The sequence below is a fragment of the Pantoea sp. IMH genome (assembly GCF_000599885.1).
Taxonomy (GTDB): Bacteria; Pseudomonadota; Gammaproteobacteria; order Enterobacterales; family Enterobacteriaceae; genus Erwinia.
Genome location: NZ_JFGT01000002.1, coordinates 530,534 through 548,721, shown reverse-complemented (window position 1 = coordinate 548,721; position 18,188 = coordinate 530,534). Strand labels below are relative to the sequence as shown.

Genomic DNA, 18,188 nt, shown 5'->3' with positions numbered 1-18,188 from the left:
GTAAACGATTGCTTCGTTTTTTTCGCCGCAAAGAATAGACTATTGCACGATAAGTTTGGGTTGATGACCCGCTGGATTTCACGTTTGGAGTGTAACAGATGAAAAAGCAAGCTGAGTTGTATCGCGGCAAAGCGAAAACCGTTTACAGTACCGATAACCCGGATCTGTTGGTGCTCGAGTTCCGCAATGATACGTCAGCACTGGACGGTGAACGCATCGAACAGTTTGATCGGAAAGGAATGATTAATAATAAATTTAATTATTTCATCATGACCAGGTTGCAGGAAGCGGGTATCCCGACCCAGATGGAGGCGCTGCTCTCCGATAACGAAGCGCTGGTGAAGAAGCTGGAGATGGTGCCGGTGGAGTGCGTCGTGCGTAACCGGGCGGCAGGATCGCTGGTGAAGCGTCTAGGCGTGGAAGAAGGGATGGTGCTGAATCCGCCGCTGTTCGATCTTTTCCTGAAAGATGACGCCAGACACGATCCGATGATCAACGAATCCTACTGTGAAACCTTTGGCTGGGTGAGCAAAGCGCATCTGGCGCGGATGCGTGAGCTGACCTTCAAGGCCAATGAGGTCCTCTGCAAGCTGTTTGCGGATGCCGGACTGATCCTGGTGGACTTCAAGCTGGAGTTTGGCCTGTTCAACGGCGAAGTGGTGCTGGGCGATGAGTTCTCCCCTGATGGCGCCCGCCTGTGGGATAAAACCACGCTCGAAAAAATGGATAAGGACCGCTATCGTCAGAGCCTTGGCGGCCTGATTGAAGCCTATGAAGAGGTGGCCAACCGTCTCGGCGTCAAGCTCGACTGATCGCTGCGGCTGCGGCGCGCTGCCGCAGCCTTCTTCTGCCCGATACTCTTCTGCCCGATTTTCCCCGCCACTGCGTCATTATCAACATGTCTCCCCCAGCTTTCAGGCTGGTGTTCGCCCCGCCGCACGACTAGAATCAATGCATTAATCAGCAGGTGATAATAACAAGGAGTAATTTATGCGTTGGCAAGGGCGCCGTGAGAGCGATAACGTGGACGATCGCCGTAATCAATCCGGCCCAACTATGGGCGGTGGTCGTATGCGGATACCGCGCGGAAAAGGGGGGATAATCCTGCTGATTATCGTCATGATTGCTGGCTACTACGGCTATGACTTATCGCCGTTGCTGACCGGTGATACGCGTTCTGTCACGCAGTCGCAGCCGCGTCAGGGCATCGATCCCAAAGAGGATGAAGCGGCCCAGTTCACGTCGGTGATTCTGGCTACCACGGAAGATACCTGGCAGAAAATTTTCCAGCAGATGGGAAAAACCTATGAGCCGCCGAAGCTGGTGATGTATCGCGGTGCGACCCGCACAGGCTGTGGCACCGGCCAGTCGGTGATGGGTCCCTTCTACTGCCCGGCTGACAGCACGGTCTATATCGATCTCTCTTTTTATGACGAGATGAAAACCAACCTGGGTGCAGGAGGCGACTTTGCCCAGGGATACGTTATTGCGCATGAAGTAGGACACCACGTGCAGCGCCTGCTCGGGATCGAACCGAAAGTTCGCCAGATGCAGCAGCAGGGAAGCCAGACCCAGGCTAACCAGCTTTCGGTGAAAATGGAACTGCAGGCGGACTGCTTCGCGGGCGTATGGGGACACTATATGGAGCAGGAAAAGGTGCTGGAAGTGGGCGACCTGCAGGAAGCCCTGAACGCTGCACAGGCTATCGGTGACGATCGGCTGCAGCAAAAAAGTCAGGGACATGTGGTGCCGGACAGCTTTACCCATGGCACCTCTGAGCAGCGTTATAGCTGGTTTAAAAAGGGATATGACAGCGGCAATCCCGGCCAGTGTGACACGTTCGCAGGCCGCTGATGACGGACATCACCAGGCTGCTGGAACAGACTGAAGCCCTGAAACAGCAGGGTATGCGGCGTCTGGTGGTGGTGAGCGGCGACGCAGAGTGGTGCCTGACGCAGGCGCGGCAGTTTATGTCATGGTTGCCAGGCGACTGGCTCTGGCTGGGTGACGCGCCGCAAAGTCCGCTGAATTGCGCGCCCCAGGCAGCCGCCACGCTGCTGGGGCGCGAATTTCTTCACGCGGTATTTGACGCCCGTGACGGTTTTCACGCCGAGGCGCTGGCCGCGCTTACCGGAACGCTTAAGGCCGGCAGCTGGCTGCTGCTACTGGTTCCCCGCTGGGAGACGTGGGCGATGCAGCCCGATACCGACTCTCTGCGCTGGAGCGGGCAGCCAGTCGCAATAGCCACGCCGCATTTTACCCGCCGGTTGCAGCAGCTGATCCTGCAGGATGATGATGTCGCGCTGCTGCAACAGCAGCAGCCATTCAGCCTGCCTGCCATCGCCGGTAACGCTGACTGGCAACCTGACGATACCACCCAACAGCAGGCACTGCTGGATCAGCTGCTGGAAAGCGAGCCCGGAATTTATGTTCTCATCGCGCCAAGAGGGCGAGGTAAATCAGCGCTCGCCGGATTGCTGGCGTCCCGCTGGCCGGGAGAGGTGCTGATTACCGCGCCCGCGAAAGTCTCCACGGAAGTCCTGGCGTGCTTTGCTGGCGATAAGTTTATGTTTATCGCGCCAGACCGCCTGTTAAGTTTGTCACCTGAGCAACGTCCGCAGCATATCGACTGGCTGCTGATTGATGAAGCCGCGGCCATACCGGCTCCGCTGCTGCATAAGATGGTGGCGCTTTTCCCCCGTGTCCTGCTGACCACCACGCTTCAGGGCTATGAAGGCACCGGGCGCGGCTTTCTGCTTAAATTTATTGCCAGCCTGCCTGGCGCTATCCCGCTCAGGCTTGACCGGCCGCTGCGCTGGTCAGCCGGGGATCCGCTGGAGCGTTTTGTCGGTACCGCGCTCCTGTTTGAGGATGCTGAGCCCGGGATTTCGGAGGCGCCGGTCCGCTATGACACGCCCGGCCAGCAGGCGTGGCAAACGCAGCCTGCGCGACTTGAGGCGATTTATCAACTCCTGACCAGCGCGCATTACCGCACCTCGCCGCTGGATCTGCGGCGCATGATGGATGCGCCCGGCATGCATTTCAGCGCCGCGCTGCAGGATGAAAACGTGGTGGGAGCGATGTGGCTGGTGGAGGAAGGCGGCCTGAGTGACGCGGTTTCTGACGCGGTGTGGGCCGGCGTGCGGCGACCTCGTGGCAATCTGCTGGCGCAGTCGCTTGCCGCCCACGGCGGTTTTCCGGAGGCGCCGCGTCTGCTTTCCCGCCGGATTAGCCGCATCGCGGTAGCGCCCGGGTTACGCCGGCGGGGCACTGGCCGTGAACTGGTGCGGCAAAGCCAGCAGGCCGCTGCCGGGCTGGATTTTCTTTCGGTGAGCTTTGGTTTTACGGCAGCGCTCTGGCAGTTCTGGCGAGCGTGCGGTTTTCAGCTGGTGCGGCTTGGCAGTAAAACGGAAGCAAGCAGCGGTTGTCACGCCGCGATGGCGATACTTCCCCTCAGTGTACCGGGAGAAGCGCTGGCTGACCGGGCATCACGACGGCTGGCCCGCGACTGGCCCTGGTTGCGTATGCTGATTGGTGATGAAGAGGTGCGGTCGGTAATGGATCTGCTGCCGCAGCAAGTTGGCGTGATGCACGATGATCCTGATAAGGCGCTGGATGAAGATGACTGGCGTGAGCTGGCAGGCTTCGCCTGGGCGCACCGGCCATTTGAGGCGAGCATCGGCGCGCTGGGACGTCTGATGATGCAAGGTGATGGGGAAATACCCCTGCTGCAGGCGGCGCTATCGGAGCAGCTCCCGCCCACGGCGATCTGTCAGCGTTTTGCGCTCTCGGGTCGTAAGGCATTGTTAGCAGGATGGCGACTGGAGGCGCAGCGGGCACTGGCAGCGCTGGATGTGCCACGCAGTGAAGCGTGGCGGGAGTCTGTTACCGCTTTAGCCTCAGCGGGCAGTCGCTGAGGCTGCAACGCTATTTCTTTTTCGGCCAGTCGTCCTCATCATCCCATTTATCGTTGAAATCACGGTGTGGCGGCAGTTCCGGTTTGTTCTCCAGGAACTTTTTATGGTCGATGCGTTTCAGATCTTTATAAACGTTTATCAGCACGCCAACCATGACGACGATAATCAGTATCCACCAGTACTCTTTGAACCATTCCATACGTTCACCCTTAAGCGATCAGCTGTTCCATAATACGCTGGTACATGCGGCTGAGCAGCTGTAAGTCAGCCGCCTTAACGCACTCATTGATTTTATGAATGGTGGCGTTAACCGGCCCCAGCTCCACGACCTGCGCCCCCATGCGTGCGATGAAGCGCCCGTCTGAAGTGCCGCCGGTTGTCTGCAGCTGCGGCTTGATTTCATTATAGTGCTGAACCGCATTCACCACCGCATCCACCAGCTTACCCGTTGAGGTCAGGAAAGGCTGGCCGGAGACCTGCCATTCCAGAGTGTAACGTAGCTGATGGCGTTCAAGCAGGGCCTGCACGCGCTGCTTAATCATCTCATCCGTCAGCTCGGTGCTGAAGCGGAAGTTAAACTGCACGAAAAAATCACCGGGAATAACGTTATTGCTGCCCGTTCCCGCCTGTACGTTGGCGATCTGCATACTGGTCGGCGGGAAAAAGGCGTTTCCCCGATCCCATTCGGTTTCCACCAGCTCATTCAGCGCGGGCATGGCGCGATGCACAGGGTTATCCGCCAGATGCGGATAGGCCACATGGCCCTGAACGCCATGCAGCGTCAGGTTGGCTGTCATTGAGCCACGACGGCCATTTTTTACCACATCGCCCACATTCTCCGTGCTCGAGGGTTCGCCGACCAGGCAGTAATCCAGCCGCTCATTGCGTGCCATCAGCGCATCAACCACTTTCACCGTACCGTTGGTTGCGCTGGCCTCTTCATCAGAGGTGATCAGAAACGCCAGCCGGCCACGGTGATCGGGATGCGCCGCCACAAAGCGCTCAGCCGCCACGAGCATCGCCGCCAGCGACCCTTTCATGTCCGCCGCGCCCCGGCCATAGAGCATCCCGTCGCGGATGGTGGGTTCAAAAGGGGGATTGATCCAGCGGCTGGCGTCGCCGGTCGGCACAACATCCGTGTGGCCGGCAAAGGCCAGCGTTTCACCCTGGCCGCGCCAGGCCCAGAAGTTCTGGGTGTCGCCAATATGCATAGGTTCAATGGTGAAGCCGAGCGCCCGGAGCCGCTCGATCAAAATGGCCTGACAACCGGCATCATCCGGGCTGAGGGAAGGGCGACGAATAAGCTGCTGCGTCAGCTCAATGACCGGACAGAACATAATCAGGACTTCTCCATAATAAAGGACGCGTAACTGGCTTCATTAAAACCCAGCAGCATAGAGCCGTCGGCGCGGCAGAGCAATGGGCGTTTGATGATGGCGGGCTGCGCGAGCATCAGTTCCGCCGCACTTGCCGCATCCTTTACCGCGCTCCGTGTCTCTTCGCTCAGCTTGCGCCATGTCGTACCCCGGGTGTTAAGAAGCGGCTCCCAGCCGAGGTTGTCGATAAATTTCTGCAGCAGCGCCGCATCCAGCCCGTCGGCACGGTAATCATGAAACTGATAAGCAACATCGTTAGCTTCCAGATAGTTGCGCGCCTTCCTGATGGTGTCGCAGTTTTTGATGCCGTACATCGTCAGCATAACGGGTTCCCTTCTGTTTTTTATGGGTTTCAACTATATTCGATACTGTTCAGGCGGTTAGTCTACAACGGATGCGCCTGTGAGGCAGCAGGGAAGGCGAGGATATCACCCAGAGAAAACGATATAAGGAGAACCCCGTGAACTATATGCAACCATCTGCCGCACACACGGTAGATGAGACACAGTCGACCATTGTGATTGCCAGAAAAAAAGAGAGCCGCTGTGATGCGTTTAACCGTATCGTCGAGGCGGTACTGAGAGACCATCCCGACGCCAAAACGCATATTGACAGTGAAAGTGGCGGCTACGATAAAGTGATCGTCCTGAAATAGCGCGCATATCAGGGGGACAGACACCCCCTGAGACTCCCTTCCTTTTCATCTAAAGCCACGCACTAACTCCCCATCAGCAAAAAGCCAGGCTCTGCGCTGTGCGCCCTGTAAACGCACTTCTGTATCCCTTTTCTGCTCGCTTATCAGACGCTGAACCAGCCTGAAATTGTGGCCTGCCACACAGATCCACATTTTGCGGGTCATTTGATACGTCTGAGATGAGCGAAAGATATTCACTTTGCATTAGGATTAATCCTATAATAGCGACACAGCAAAGCGAGGTGTACCATGATTGATACAGAACTGGGGAACTGGAAGGACTTTATTGAAGCGATGTTAGCCCGTAAGTAACACATTCAAAAAAAGAAAAGCTCGACGACACAATCAACAAGCTTGACCTACCGCAGACCAAATTAGTGAAGGCAGCCATCCGGCTGCCTTTTTTTATTTTGTGATCGGCTTCACCTCTAACGGGAAGCGCTGGCGCACCAGCACAAAAAAGAGCGGGACGAAGAAAATGGCCAGTATCGTGGCGGAAATCATCCCACCCATCACGCCGGTGCCGACGGCGTGCTGGCTGCCCGAACCCGCGCCGCTGCTGGTTGCCATAGGCAATACGCCGAAAATAAAAGCCAGCGACGTCATCAGGATTGGTCGTAAGCGCTGGCGGGACGCCTCCAGCGTCGCTTCACCCAGATCGCGGCCCTGACGGTTGAGATCGTTGGCAAATTCAACAATCAGAATGGCGTTTTTGGCCGCTAATCCGATAACCGTCAGCAGCCCTACCTGGAAATAGACATCGTTTTCAAGGCCACGCAGCCAGGTTGCAGTCAGCGCCCCAATGACGCCCAGCGGCACCACCAGCATCACCGAGAAAGGGATCGGCCAGCTTTCATACAGCGCGGCCAGACAGAGGAAAACCACCAGCAGCGAAATTGCATAGAGCGCCGGCGCCTGATCGCCCGACATCCGCTCCTGATAGGATGCGCCGGTCCATTGCAGGCCAAATCCGGTTGGCAGTTTACTGACCAGATTTTCCATTATCGCCATAGCCGTGCCGGTACTGACGCCCGCAGCGGACTCGCCAACGATCTCGACGGATGAGTAGCCGTTGTAGCGTTCCAGACGGGGAGAGCCAGTCTCCCACGAGGTGGTAGCAAAAGCGGTAAAGGGCACCATGCCGCCGCTGTTATTGCGCACATACCACTTACTGATGTCATCGGGCAGCATGCGATACTTCGCGGCCGCCTGCACATAAACCTTTTTTACGCGTCCCTGATCGAGAAAGTCATTAACGTAAGTCGAACCCCAGCCGGTTTGCAGCGTGTTATTGATATCGTCAATCGACACGCCCAGCGCCTGCGCTTTACGCTGATCGACGTTAATCCGCAGCTGCGGCGTATCATCCAGGCCGTTATGGCGAACCCGCGTCAGCGACGGTTCCTGCGCCACAGCGGTCAGCAGCTGGTCCCTTGCTCCCATCAGCGCATCGTGGCCCAGTCCGGCATGGTCCTCCAGCTGAAAATTAAACCCTGATGAGTTACCCATTCCCGAGATGGCGGGCGGGCTGCTGGCAATAACGCGCGCTTCTATAATGCGGCTGAACGCTTTCGTTGCGCGTTCAATAATGGCGAAAGCGCTGTTCTCCGCTTCCTTACGCGCCTGCCAGGGCTGAAGGCGGATAAACATCCTGGCGACGTTCTGTCCGTTACCGCCAGGACCGGCGCCGATAGTGGAAAAAACGGAAAGCACGTTCGCTTTCTCCTGCGTCAGATAATAGCGCTCCACTTCGTTGACCACTTTCGCTGTCTGCTGCAGGGTGGAACCGGGTGGCAGCTGGATCTGGGTGGTGAAGACGCCGCGATCTTCCAGCGGCAGAAAGGAGGTCGGCAGATGTAAAAACAGCAGCGCCATGCCGCCAATGATCGCCACGTAGAGCAGCAGCCAGCGTCCCGCCTTCGCCAGGATTCGCCCTACGCCGCGCTCATAGCGCTCAGCGTTACGGTTAAACATGCGGTTAAACCAGCCAAAGAACCCTCGTCTGCCGTGATGCTGGCCCTTCGCCAGCGGTTTAAGCAGCGTGGCGCAAAGGGCCGGCGTGAGGATAACGGCAACCAGCACTGACAGCACCATTGCCGAGACAATCGTAATGGAGAACTGCCGGTAGATGGCGCCCGTTGTGCCGCCGAAGAACGCCATGGGGATAAAGACGGCAGAGAGCACCAGCGCGATCCCTACCAGCGCGCCCTGAATCTGCCCCATCGACTTGCGCGTCGCTTCCCTCGGCGAGAGCCCTTCCTCGCTCATGATGCGTTCGACGTTCTCCACCACGACGATGGCATCATCCACCAGCAAACCGATTGCCAGCACCATGGCGAACATCGTCAGGGTATTAATGCTGAAGCCGCAGAGCGAGAGGACCGTAAAAGTGCCAAGCAGCACCACCGGAACGGCAATGGTCGGGATCAGCGTGGCGCGGAAGTTTTGCAGGAACAGATACATCACCACAAACACCAGAACCACCGCTTCGATCAGCGTCTTGACGACGTCCTCAATCGAGGCTTTAACGAAAGGCGTGGTCTCGTATGCAATCTCCGCTTTCAGCCCAGGCGGAAAATAGGCGGCTAACTCCTTAATTCGCGCCCGCACCAGTTCGTCGGTCCGCAGTTCATTGGCGCCGGATGCCAGTTTGACGCCCAACCCGGAGGCAGGCTGACCGTTATACTGGCTGAGGTAATCATATTGCTCCGCGCCAAGCTCGACGCGCGCCACCTGTCCAAGCGTCACTTCTGAACCGTCCTGATTCACTCTGAGCGTGATATTGCTGAAGGCTTCTGGCGTAGTCAGTAAAGACTGGGAGTTAATCGTGGCGTTGAGTGCCTGTCGATCGAGGGCCGGCAGCCCACCAAGCTGACCCACCGCCACCTGGCTGTTCTGGGAACGGATGGCGGCCACGATATCGGACGTGGTCAGCGCATAGTTAATCATCTTGTTGGGATCGAGCCAGATACGCATGGCGTACTGAGAACCGTAAGCATCAACCTGGCCCACGCCATCAATCCGGCTTAACGGGTCCTGAACGTGACTGGCGACGTAATCGGCAATATCCTGTTTATCCATACTACCGTCTGTCGACACGAAGGCCACCATCAGGATATTGGTATCCCCGGTTTTGGTGACGGTCACGCCCTGTGACTGGACATCCTGAGGCAGCTTACGCAGCGCGGTTTGCAGCTGATTTTGCACCTGCTGACGCGCCTCATCCGGATCGGTGCCCGCCACAAAGGTCAGCGTGATGGTTGCCCGCCCGGTGTTGCTGCTCTGGGAGGACATATACATCAGGTTGTCGATCCCGGTCATATTCTGTTCAATGATCTGGGTGACCGTGTTTTCCAGCGTTTCGGCAGAGGCGCCGGGATAATTCGCGCTGATACGCACGTTAGGCGGTGCGAGATCGGGATATTGTTCGACGGGAAGGGAAAAAATAGCCAGCATGCCGGTCAGACAAAGTAAAATCGCGATCACCCAGGCAAAAACAGGACGATCGATAAAGAAGTTTGCCATTGACGCTATGCTCCCGGCTCAGTCACTCTGAAAGAAATCAACGCTTGCCGCTGCCCGGCGCGCCAGAAATACTCGGTTCACTCTCATTTTTAGTCGTTTATTGACGCCGTGTTGTCAGCTCTCCACTCTACCCGCTGCACTGTGAAGAATCGTGGAGGAAATAAGGAGAAAATGTAAATTATCCTGCAAGATTAACCCGCAGGGTTAATCACTGTTTTCCCTATTTCCCGGCGACGGCGCAGCGCTTTCAGTTGCCGGGAAAGAAAAGCGACACCCTTGTCCCGCCCGTTTCCGGCGCGCTGACCACAAGTCGTCCGTTAAGGCTGGCTGCACGTTCATGCATAATCATCAGGCCGTAGTGGCCAGGCGGGCTTTCAGGATCGGCGAGCCCTTTGCCATCGTCGCTTATCTCAATGCAGTTTTCTCCCTGCGCATTGAGGCCACAATGAACGACAATTTGGGTTGCTTCGGCATGCCGTATGGCGTTAAGCAGCGCTTCGCGCACGATTTGCAGGACGTGTACCTGTTTTTGCGCCTCCAGATGCTGTCCGGCTGGCTGACCTTGCAGCAGGATAGCGGCGCGAGTCTGCTGACGGAGCGGGGCGATCACCTGCTCCAGCGCGGTGGGTAAATCTGCCGGTTCGATAGAGAGACGGAAGGTTGTCAGTAACTCTCTGAGCTGACGATTTGCCTCACTGAGCGCCCGATCGATTTCACTGACGATGGCGCGGGCGGGCGCCGCATCTTCACTCACCACCCGTTTCAGTCGGGCCAGCTGGATACGCAGGTAGGCCAGCGACTGCGCCAGAGAGTCGTGCAGTTCGCGGGCGATGGTGGCGCGCTCCTCCATTAACAGCAGATGCTGCACCTTATGCTGGGCGCGCTCAAGCTGAAGCGAGCGTGCCAGCAAAGTGGCGAACCCCTGCATAAGCTGAGGTTCACTGCGCGTTGCCTGCCAGCGTAGCTCGCCAGCCTGAGCGCCTGCCGCAGGATCAAGCTGAAGGCGCTGCCAGGGAAGCTGGTCATCCGGCTCACCAACCGTCACTTCCCATTGCGGAGGCGCAGTCAGGGAGATAGCGTGCAGCGCTTCGTGCTGAAGCATGCGCTCAAGCACCTGAGGATAGGCTTGCGCACTGTTGATATGACTGCTGAGCATTTCAGAACAGCGGTAGAGCAACGCCAGCCGCCGGTTAGCCTGCCGGAGATCCTGCGTTTTCTCTTTAACGGCATCTTCAAGGTGGTGGTAATGCCTTTCCAGCTCGGATGACATTCGGGTAAAGGCGCGGGCCAGCACCCCCAGTTCGTTTTCCAGCCCGACATCCAGCGGTCCGGGGTGGAAATTGGCCTGTTCGATTTCGTGACTGGCCCTCACCAGTTTATTGAGCGGGAGCACCACCTGCCGTCTGACCGAGCGTAGCGTCCAGAAGACCAGCGCGGCGATGGCGATAAACCCCAGCACGCTCGTACCGGCAACCAGCAGCATTTTCAGTTCAGCCCAGTGCTGGAGTGCCAGCACAAAGCGATCGATCTGCGCCACGTATTGAGAAACATGTTGCCGGTAATAAAGGGTATTGCCCGCCGCCAGATCGGGGCGAAGCTTTTGCCAGGAACTCAGCAGCTCATGGTAGCGTTCGCGGACGCTGGAGGGGACGTAGCGGCGATCGAGCGCGCGCAGCGCAGGCGCATCAAGCGACTGGTGGTAGATCTGGATATTCTTCGTCAGCTCGGCTGAACCGGTGCTGGCATCCCAGGCCAGACGATAGCTCTGCATGCGCAGCGAGCCGGCGATATTGACCGCTTCAGCATCGCGCAGGCTGGCCGAAAGCGTCAGCATCGCCAGGCCGGTAGAGAGAACGGAAAGCAGTGCAATTGCAAACAGGGCGCGGGCCAGACTGCTGGTCACAGAGCGCTTCATCATCATTTATCCCTCAGGCAACAGGCTGCCGAGTATAGCGCTAAAGCGCGCATAAAATACTGACCCAGACCAGGATCACCTTTTGTCGGCGGATGAATACGGCAAGTCAGGGGCTTAGTCCCTGACGGTTTCGGTGGCGGTGCCTGGCGGTATCGCACGACACGCTGGAACGGGCAGGGGAGATAACGTTTCCTCAGGCCGGCAAACGGCCCCAAAATGCGGCTTGTGGTGAACGTCTGCATCATTTTCCTGTTTAGCCTGAAACCGTTACTCCCCGGACGCTCATAACCTGCCCGCGCATTCTCTTTTTGTAAGCAAAACCTTGCCTGTTTCGCGTAACAGTTTTTGCGTCAGAAAGGGGAAACGGGTAGGATGCATCGCCGCGATTTTTCCCTTTTCACAAGAATATAATGACAGAAAGGGGAGTGTTGCCCGGACGTTTGTGCTGAAGCGCAATCGTTTGGTTGGCTATCTGACTCCGGCTGCCCTGGCGGGGCGACCGTACCACTTTGGACAGGATAAACAGGACAGAAAATGAAAGCTGATAAAACAGCGGCGAGCGACAAGCGCGCGGCAAGAAGACGTTGGTTAAATTCTCATGATTCCGGCTATCAAAAAGCGATGGATAATCGTCACGTTCAGATGATTGCTATCGGCGGCGCAATCGGAACAGGGCTGTTTCTCGGCGCGGGCGGACGCCTGCAGATGGCAGGCCCCGCGCTGGCCATCGTCTATTTAGTGTGTGGCATCTTCTCCTTTTTTATCCTCCGCGCGCTGGGCGAACTGGTACTGCATCGTCCTTCCAGCGGCAGTTTTGTCTCCTACGCCCGTGAGTTCCTTGGCGAGAAGGCCTCCTACGTGGCGGGCTGGATGTACTTCGTCAACTGGGCGATGACCGGCATTGTCGACATCACCGCGGTGGCGCTCTACATGCACTACTGGGGCGCGTTTGGCGACGTACCGCAATGGGTCTTTGCGCTTGGCGCGCTGGCGATTGTCGGTACGATGAACATGATTGGCGTAAAATGGTTCGCTGAAATGGAGTTCTGGTTTGCGCTGATTAAAGTGCTGGCCATCGTCGTTTTCCTGGTGGTGGGCGTGGTTTTTCTCGGCAGCGGCAAGCCGCTCGACGGCAATACCACCGGTTTTCATCTGATCAGCGATAACGGCGGCTTCTTCCCGCATGGACTGCTACCGGCGCTGGTGCTGGTTCAGGGCGTGGTGTTCGCTTTTGCCTCCATCGAGCTGGTGGGAACGGCGGCGGGCGAATGCAAGGATCCAAAAACCATGTTGCCAAAGGCGATCAACAGCGTGATCTGGCGTATTGGCCTCTTCTATGTGGGATCGGTGGTGCTGCTGGTGCTGCTGCTGCCATGGAATGCCTATCAGGCTGGCGAAAGTCCGTTTGTGACCTTCTTCTCTAAGCTCGGTGTGCCTTATGCGGGCAGCATTATGAATATCGTGGTGCTGAGCGCCGCGCTTTCCAGCCTTAACTCCGGGCTTTACTGCACGGGCCGCATTCTTCGCTCGATGTCGATGGGCGGCTCGGCGCCGAAGTTTATGTCAAAAATGAGCGGGCAGCAGGTGCCTTATATGGGCATTCTGGTCACCGTCGGCGTCTACGTGATCGGCGTCTGGCTTAACTATATTGTTCCCTCACGCGTCTTCGAAATTGTCCTTAACATGGCTTCGCTCGGCATCATCACTTCGTGGGCCTTTATCATGATCTGTCAGATGCGTCTGCGTAAGGCGATCAAAGAAGGCCGGGCGGAAGATGTCAGCTTCAAGCTGCCAGGGGCACCCTTTACTTCCTGGCTGACGTTGCTGTTTCTGGCCAGCGTCATCGTGCTGATGGCCTTTGACTACCCGAACGGCACCTATACCATAGCGTCCGTTCCGCTGATCGCTTTGCTCCTGTTTCTGGGCTGGTTCGGCGTACGTAAGCGCGTCAATGCCGTGGCGCAGACGGAGCATGACGAGGCACCTTCGCTGGAACCCCGTTCTGAGTAAAGAAACAGTCATACGCTGAGGCGGCCCGTTGGCCGCCTTTTTCTTGCCAGGAGTGCAGTAAACCGGCCGATGTTTCGCCAGTTTCGGATAGTTTTCCCCTCACGTGCACTTTATGATGACAGGCTCCTGAAAACGCAACGGAGCCTGTATGTCAGCCAAAATCGAAGTCATTAAAAATAAAATCCTGTCGGAAAACTGGTTCGTTCTGCGTAATTTCACCTACGATCTCACCACCAAAGATGGCACCACTCTCCGTCACCGGCGAGAGGTGTACGATCGTGGCAATGGGGCAACGATTCTGCTCTATAACCGTGAAAAGAACAGCATCATCCTTACCCGTCAGTTCCGCATCGCCACCTGGGTTAACGGCAACGAAAATGGCATGTTAATCGAAGCCTGCGCGGGACTGCTTGATGATGACTCCCCGGAAGAATGTATCCGCAAGGAAGCGATAGAGGAAACGGGATATGCGGTAGGCGACGTTGAAAAGCTCTACGAGATGTATATGTCACCGGGTGGCGTGACTGAGCTTATTCACTTTTTCGCTGCCGAATATAATGACACGCTGCGTGCTAACGCTGGCGGCGGCGTTGAGGATGAGGATATTGACGTAATGGAAATTCCCTTTCCTCAGGCCTGGGCGATGATAAAAACGGGCCAGATCAAAGACGGCAAAACCGTTATGCTGATGCAGCACGCCTTAATTGAAGGCTGGCTGAGCCTGACCTGACAGGGCGCGTTACGGGATCTGGCTCCCGCCAGATCTCTTCTTCCCCAGCGCAGGTACTGATTACCGGCTTCGGTGCAGGCAGACACACCGTTATTTTATACTCTCTGTCAGGCCAGCATGCGTTAATGGCATTAACAAAATTTATTCTTTAATACCTGAAATAAAATGACTAATAGCGCTGCACTGCTTAATGGCGATAGCACGCAACTTTTAGCCAGAAAGAATAGGCGCGCTCATTTGGGAATGATAATGCTGCATGTTAATAAAATAGTGTCGCCATGCGTGTTGATAATAAGATCAATAAATGAATATTAATAATCTCTGTTCAGCAATGATTTTATCTTACCGGCGTTCAACCTCATAAGTAGTATGGTTTTAATGGCATTCTGGCTGCAAAAATGCGCTAATTTAATGAGAAAATAGCGCCATTTTCACTCTCTGGGAGAAGTAATGCAGTCTATGACGTCTATCAATGATATGTTTCATAATAATAGTGATCGCTGTCACACTATCGCCGGTGTAACGCTATTTTATGGTCGATTTTCGCTTATCCGGTTGTATTAACACCAAGGGGAAGATAAGGGGCAACCGGCATGCATTAAATAAATTTTGCCGTAGGTATGTCCGATTAATCTTATTGAGTCAACCTGAGAGAGGCAAGAAGATGGCTCACAGAAGGCCGGCCCTCACTCGCCATCGCCAGGCTTTTTTACCTCAGCCATGCCCTGTCCATGTGGTCTTTATTGATAAATTCCTCCTTATGCGAGACCATTGCGTTATTATTATTACTCTATGCCATTCGGGGAATCAGGTTAGCAATGTCTTACTGGAATAAATTGGCCCCTCTTTTTCTGTTGTTATTCTCCGCGTGTTTGTACGCTGAACCCTTACAGAAAACGTTTTCTGACTGGCAGGTTACCTGTAACAATCAGAACTACTGCGTCGCGCGTAATTTTCCCGGCGATAATAGCCTGGTGATGACCATCAGCCGCCATGCGGGCATCGACGATCGTTCCCAACTGCGTATCGACTACGGCAATCGCTATACCGGCGAGCTGAAAGGCGCACCTCTGAAAGACAACCTGCTGCTGGACGGGCAGCGGCTTAAGCTGGATCTCAAACACTGGGAGGTCAAACCGCATCATCTGACCACCAGCCATGCCATCTCCATTGATGAGTTTCTGATGCAGGTGATGGAAGCCGATAATATTCAGCTCCTTTACCGGCCAGCCGCGGTCATCTCCCTTGAGGGAATGAAAGCTGCGTTGCTGCTGATGGATGATGTTCAGGGAAGGGTTAACAGCATCAGTGCCTGGGTGAAACGCGGTGAACGCGGCGCCTATGATGTGCCGCCGGAACCTGCTGTTCCGCTTATCACTTCGCCGCGCCGTCCGCCGCTGGCGCTGACGCGCGATGAAACCACGGGCCTGATCGATTATGGCACCTGGCGCATCAATACCGATGAATGTTCGCTGGATCCCCAGCGTCGGGTCGTCAGCGTCGCCCCTCTGACGGATGAGAAGGCGCTGCTGCTGGTCAGTTGTGAAATGGGCGCGTATAACGTTATCGATCTGGCGTTTGAAGTAACCCGCACCCTGCCTTACGTTGCGAAAGGCATTACGCTAACGCTCCCCTTTGTGCCGCCCGGCCGGACGGAAAAACTGCTTGAACTGGTGAACGCGGAGTATGATGTCAGCCAGAGCCAGCTGCTGACCTACAGCAAAGGCAGAGGGATTGGAGATTGTGGCCTGGCGACGCGCTGGCAATATACCGGACGGGAATTCGTGCTGGCAGAATATGTGGAGGAAAGCACCTGCGATGCGTGGCACGGCAGCGATGACTGGCCCATGCTCTGGACCAGCAAAAAAGCGCCTGTGGCACCCACGGCAAGTGTGGAAATCGCGCCATAAAAAAACGCCCCTGAGGGCGTTTTTTTTGCCCGGAGATGACCGGGCTTTACTGCAATCAGTGAGGCTTAAGCAGCTTCTCAGCGTGGCTGGCAATGTTCTCGACCGTAAAGCCGAACTCATTAAACAGTTTTCCTGCCGGCGCGGATTCACCGAAGGTGGTCATCCCGACGATGGCACCGTTCAGACCGACATACTTATACCAGTAGTCGGCAATCCCGGCTTCCACTGCCACACGGGCGGTGACGGTGGAGGGCAGGACCGACTCGCGGTAGCCCACATCCTGCTTATCAAACAGATCGGTTGACGGCATGGAAACAACGCGAACTTTATGGCCGTTGGCTGAAAGTTTATCCGCCGCACCCAGAGTGATTTCCACTTCTGAACCGGTTGCAATCAGGATCACTTCAGGCGTGCCCTCACAATCTTTCAGCACGTAAGCACCGCGGGAAATGTTTTCCAGCTGCGCTTTGGTGCGCTCAGGCTGCGCCAGATTCTGACGGGAGAGGATCAGGGCCGTTGGACCGTGATGACGCTCAATGGCATGTTTCCAGGCCACAGCCGTCTCCACCTGATCGCAAGGACGCCAGACGCTCATATTTGGCGTCACGCGCAGGCTGGCAATCTGCTCGACCGGCTGGTGCGTAGGACCATCTTCGCCCAGACCGATGGAGTCATGGGTGTAGACCATAATCTGACGCGCTTTCATCAGCGCGGCCATACGCACGGCGTTACGCGCATATTCCACAAACATCAGGAAGGTGGCCGTATAAGGCACAAACCCGCCGTGGTGGGCGATGCCGTTGGCAATGGCCGTCATCCCGAACTCGCGCACGCCGTAATGGATATAGTTACCGGCTTGATCTTCGTTAAGCGGTTTGGAGCCAGACCAGATGGTCAGGTTGCTTGGCGCGAGGTCGGCGGAACCGCCCAGCAGTTCAGGCAGGAGTTTACCCCAGGCCTCCAGCGTATTCTGGGAAGATTTACGGCTGGCAATTTTCTGCGGATTAGCCTGCAGCTCTTCAATGAATTTCTGCGTTTCCTGCTCCCAGTTTTCCGGCATACCGCCATTCATACGGCGGGCGTATTCGTTTGCCAGCTCCGGGTGAGCCGTTTTATACGCCGCAAACTTCTCGTTCCAGGCCTGTTCGTACTTCTGGCCCGCTTCTTTCGCATCCCACTGGTCATAAATGTCCTGTGGAATTTCGAATGGCGGGTAATTCCAGCCCAGCTGCTTGCGGGTCAGCGCGATCTCTTCTTCACCCAGCGGCGCACCGTGTGCTTCTTCTTTACCCGCTTTATTCGGCGAACCGAAACCAATGGTGGTACGGCAGATGATCAGGGAAGGTTTATCCGTCACGCTCTGCGCTTCTTTAATCGCGTTCGCGATCGCATCGGCGTCATGGCCGTCTACTTCGCTGATCACGTGCCAGTTATAGGCTTCAAAACGCTTCGCGGTATCGTCGCTGAACCAGCCTTCGACTTCGCCATCGATCGAGATACCGTTGTGATCGTAGAAGCCGATCAGCTTACCGAGGCCCAGCGTACCGGCCAGCGAACAGACTTCATGCGAAATCCCTTCCATCAGGCAGCCATCACCCATAAAGACGTAGGTATGGTGATCGATGATGTCATGGTCGGGGCGGTTGAACTGCGCCGCCAGCGTACGTTCCGCAATTGCCAGGCCGACGGCATTAGCCAGACCCTGGCCCAGCGGACCGGTGGTGGTTTCCACGCCGGGGGTATAGCCGATTTCCGGATGGCCTGGCGTTTTAGAGTGTAGCTGACGGAAGTTTTTCAGCTCTTCGATCGGCAGATCGTAGCCGGTGAGGTGCAGAAGGCTGTACAGCAGCATCGATCCATGACCGTTGGAAAGAATAAAGCGGTCGCGATCGGCCCAGGCGGGGTTGGTCGGGTTGTGATGCATAAAATCGCGCCACAGCACTTCAGCGATATCGGCCATGCCCATCGGGGCGCCCGGGTGGCCGGAATTTGCTTTCTGGACGGCGTCCATGCTGAGCGCACGGATGGCGTTAGCCAGTTCTCTACGTGAAGACATCTATTTCTCCCTGAGTTTGGTGGGATAAAACGGGCGGTTAATCACGCCATGAGCC

14 protein-coding genes are annotated in these 18,188 nt (G+C 56.3%); 8 read left to right on the top strand and 6 right to left on the bottom strand.

The features are described 5' to 3' along the window. Positions 1-98 precede the first annotated feature (98 nt). The 3 genes from purC to EA20_RS0102535 all read left to right on the top strand — a co-directional run bounded on the left by purC (position 99) and on the right by EA20_RS0102535 (position 3,917). On the top strand, positions 99-812 hold the full coding sequence (gene purC, locus EA20_RS0102545) for a phosphoribosylaminoimidazolesuccinocarboxamide synthase (protein WP_024965333.1): 714 nt from the start codon (positions 99-101) through the stop codon (positions 810-812). A 178-nt stretch (positions 813-990) separates the two neighbouring features. Beyond that, a complete protein-coding gene (locus EA20_RS0102540; protein ID WP_024965332.1) occupies positions 991-1,854 on the top strand; it encodes a neutral zinc metallopeptidase in 864 nt (287 codons plus the stop codon). Positions 1,855-1,862: 8 nt separating this feature from the next. Beyond that, positions 1,863-3,917 carry a tRNA(Met) cytidine acetyltransferase TmcA gene (locus EA20_RS0102535; RefSeq protein ID WP_024965331.1) on the top strand — a complete coding sequence of 685 codons (2,055 nt, stop codon included), beginning with the start codon at positions 1,863-1,865 and terminating at the stop codon, positions 3,915-3,917. A gap of 10 nt (positions 3,918-3,927) precedes the next feature. On the opposite strand, the gene EA20_RS0102530 is transcribed toward EA20_RS0102535, so the two are convergent. The 3 genes from EA20_RS0102530 to EA20_RS0102520 are packed head-to-tail and all read right to left on the bottom strand — an operon-like array spanning position 3,928 to position 5,616. Beyond that, positions 3,928-4,116: a YpfN family protein gene (locus EA20_RS0102530; protein ID WP_024965330.1), complete on the bottom strand. Its 189-nt coding sequence runs from the start codon at positions 4,114-4,116 to the stop codon at positions 3,928-3,930. A 10-nt stretch (positions 4,117-4,126) separates the two neighbouring features. Next, positions 4,127-5,254, bottom strand: coding sequence for a succinyl-diaminopimelate desuccinylase (gene dapE, locus EA20_RS0102525; RefSeq protein ID WP_024965329.1), 1,128 nt, complete (start codon positions 5,252-5,254; stop codon positions 4,127-4,129). Between the two features lie 2 nt (positions 5,255-5,256). Next, on the bottom strand, positions 5,257-5,616 hold the full coding sequence (locus EA20_RS0102520; RefSeq protein ID WP_038381473.1) for an ArsC family reductase: 360 nt from the start codon (positions 5,614-5,616) through the stop codon (positions 5,257-5,259). A 137-nt stretch (positions 5,617-5,753) separates the two neighbouring features. On the opposite strand from EA20_RS0102520, the gene EA20_RS0102515 reads away from it, so the two are divergent. Then, positions 5,754-5,948, top strand: coding sequence for a hypothetical protein (locus EA20_RS0102515; protein ID WP_024965327.1), 195 nt, complete (start codon positions 5,754-5,756; stop codon positions 5,946-5,948). Between the two features lie 288 nt (positions 5,949-6,236). Beyond that, positions 6,237-6,299, top strand: a complete 63-nt coding sequence (gene ypfM / locus EA20_RS21260; protein ID WP_152540207.1) for a protein YpfM — start codon at positions 6,237-6,239, stop codon at positions 6,297-6,299. Positions 6,300-6,392: 93 nt separating this feature from the next. Here the strand turns inward: ypfM and acrD are convergent, their stop codons facing one another. Both acrD and narQ read right to left on the bottom strand, forming a co-directional pair. Then, complete coding sequence (gene acrD / locus EA20_RS0102505) at positions 6,393-9,512, bottom strand: multidrug efflux RND transporter permease AcrD (RefSeq protein WP_024965326.1); 3,120 nt, start codon at positions 9,510-9,512, stop codon at positions 6,393-6,395. 247 nt (positions 9,513-9,759) lie between these two features. Continuing rightward, positions 9,760-11,433, bottom strand: coding sequence for a nitrate/nitrite two-component system sensor histidine kinase NarQ (gene narQ, locus EA20_RS0102500; RefSeq protein WP_024965325.1), 1,674 nt, complete (start codon positions 11,431-11,433; stop codon positions 9,760-9,762). Positions 11,434-11,961: 528 nt separating this feature from the next. On the opposite strand from narQ, the gene ansP reads away from it, so the two are divergent. From ansP to EA20_RS0102485, 3 genes are all read left to right on the top strand, one after another. After that, the gene (gene ansP, locus EA20_RS0102495) at positions 11,962-13,437 is read left to right on the top strand and encodes an L-asparagine permease (RefSeq protein WP_024965324.1); all 1,476 of its coding nucleotides are present in this window, start codon (positions 11,962-11,964) and stop codon (positions 13,435-13,437) included. A 148-nt stretch (positions 13,438-13,585) separates the two neighbouring features. Further along, positions 13,586-14,167, top strand: coding sequence for a GDP-mannose pyrophosphatase NudK (gene nudK / locus EA20_RS0102490; protein WP_024965323.1), 582 nt, complete (start codon positions 13,586-13,588; stop codon positions 14,165-14,167). An 818-nt stretch (positions 14,168-14,985) separates the two neighbouring features. Further along, entirely contained in the window at positions 14,986-16,077 is a 1,092-nt protein-coding gene (locus EA20_RS0102485; protein WP_024965322.1) for a DUF1176 domain-containing protein, read from the top strand. Between the two features lie 55 nt (positions 16,078-16,132). Here the strand turns inward: EA20_RS0102485 and tkt are convergent, their stop codons facing one another. Continuing rightward, positions 16,133-18,133 carry a transketolase gene (gene tkt / locus EA20_RS0102480; protein ID WP_024965321.1) on the bottom strand — a complete coding sequence of 667 codons (2,001 nt, stop codon included), beginning with the start codon at positions 18,131-18,133 and terminating at the stop codon, positions 16,133-16,135. Positions 18,134-18,188 lie beyond the last annotated feature (55 nt).

Bases quoted from the DNA above. Each gene is read 5' to 3' on its own strand.
- EA20_RS0102530 (WP_024965330.1), bottom strand. From the start codon at position 4,116: ATGGAATGGTTCAAAGAGTACTGGTGGATACTGATTATCGTCGTCATG.
- ansP (WP_024965324.1), top strand. From the start codon at position 11,962: ATGAAAGCTGATAAAACAGCGGCGAGCGACAAGCGCGCGGCAAGAAGA.
- EA20_RS0102520 (WP_038381473.1), bottom strand. From the start codon at position 5,616: ATGCTGACGATGTACGGCATCAAAAACTGCGACACCATCAGGAAGGCG.
- tkt (WP_024965321.1), bottom strand. From the start codon at position 18,133: ATGTCTTCACGTAGAGAACTGGCTAACGCCATCCGTGCGCTCAGCATG.
- nudK (WP_024965323.1), top strand. From the start codon at position 13,586: ATGTCAGCCAAAATCGAAGTCATTAAAAATAAAATCCTGTCGGAAAAC.
- EA20_RS0102540 (WP_024965332.1), top strand. From the start codon at position 991: ATGCGTTGGCAAGGGCGCCGTGAGAGCGATAACGTGGACGATCGCCGT.
- purC (WP_024965333.1), top strand. From the start codon at position 99: ATGAAAAAGCAAGCTGAGTTGTATCGCGGCAAAGCGAAAACCGTTTAC.
- EA20_RS0102485 (WP_024965322.1), top strand. From the start codon at position 14,986: ATGTCTTACTGGAATAAATTGGCCCCTCTTTTTCTGTTGTTATTCTCC.
- narQ (WP_024965325.1), bottom strand. From the start codon at position 11,433: ATGATGATGAAGCGCTCTGTGACCAGCAGTCTGGCCCGCGCCCTGTTT.
- acrD (WP_024965326.1), bottom strand. From the start codon at position 9,512: ATGGCAAACTTCTTTATCGATCGTCCTGTTTTTGCCTGGGTGATCGCG.
- dapE (WP_024965329.1), bottom strand. From the start codon at position 5,254: ATGTTCTGTCCGGTCATTGAGCTGACGCAGCAGCTTATTCGTCGCCCT.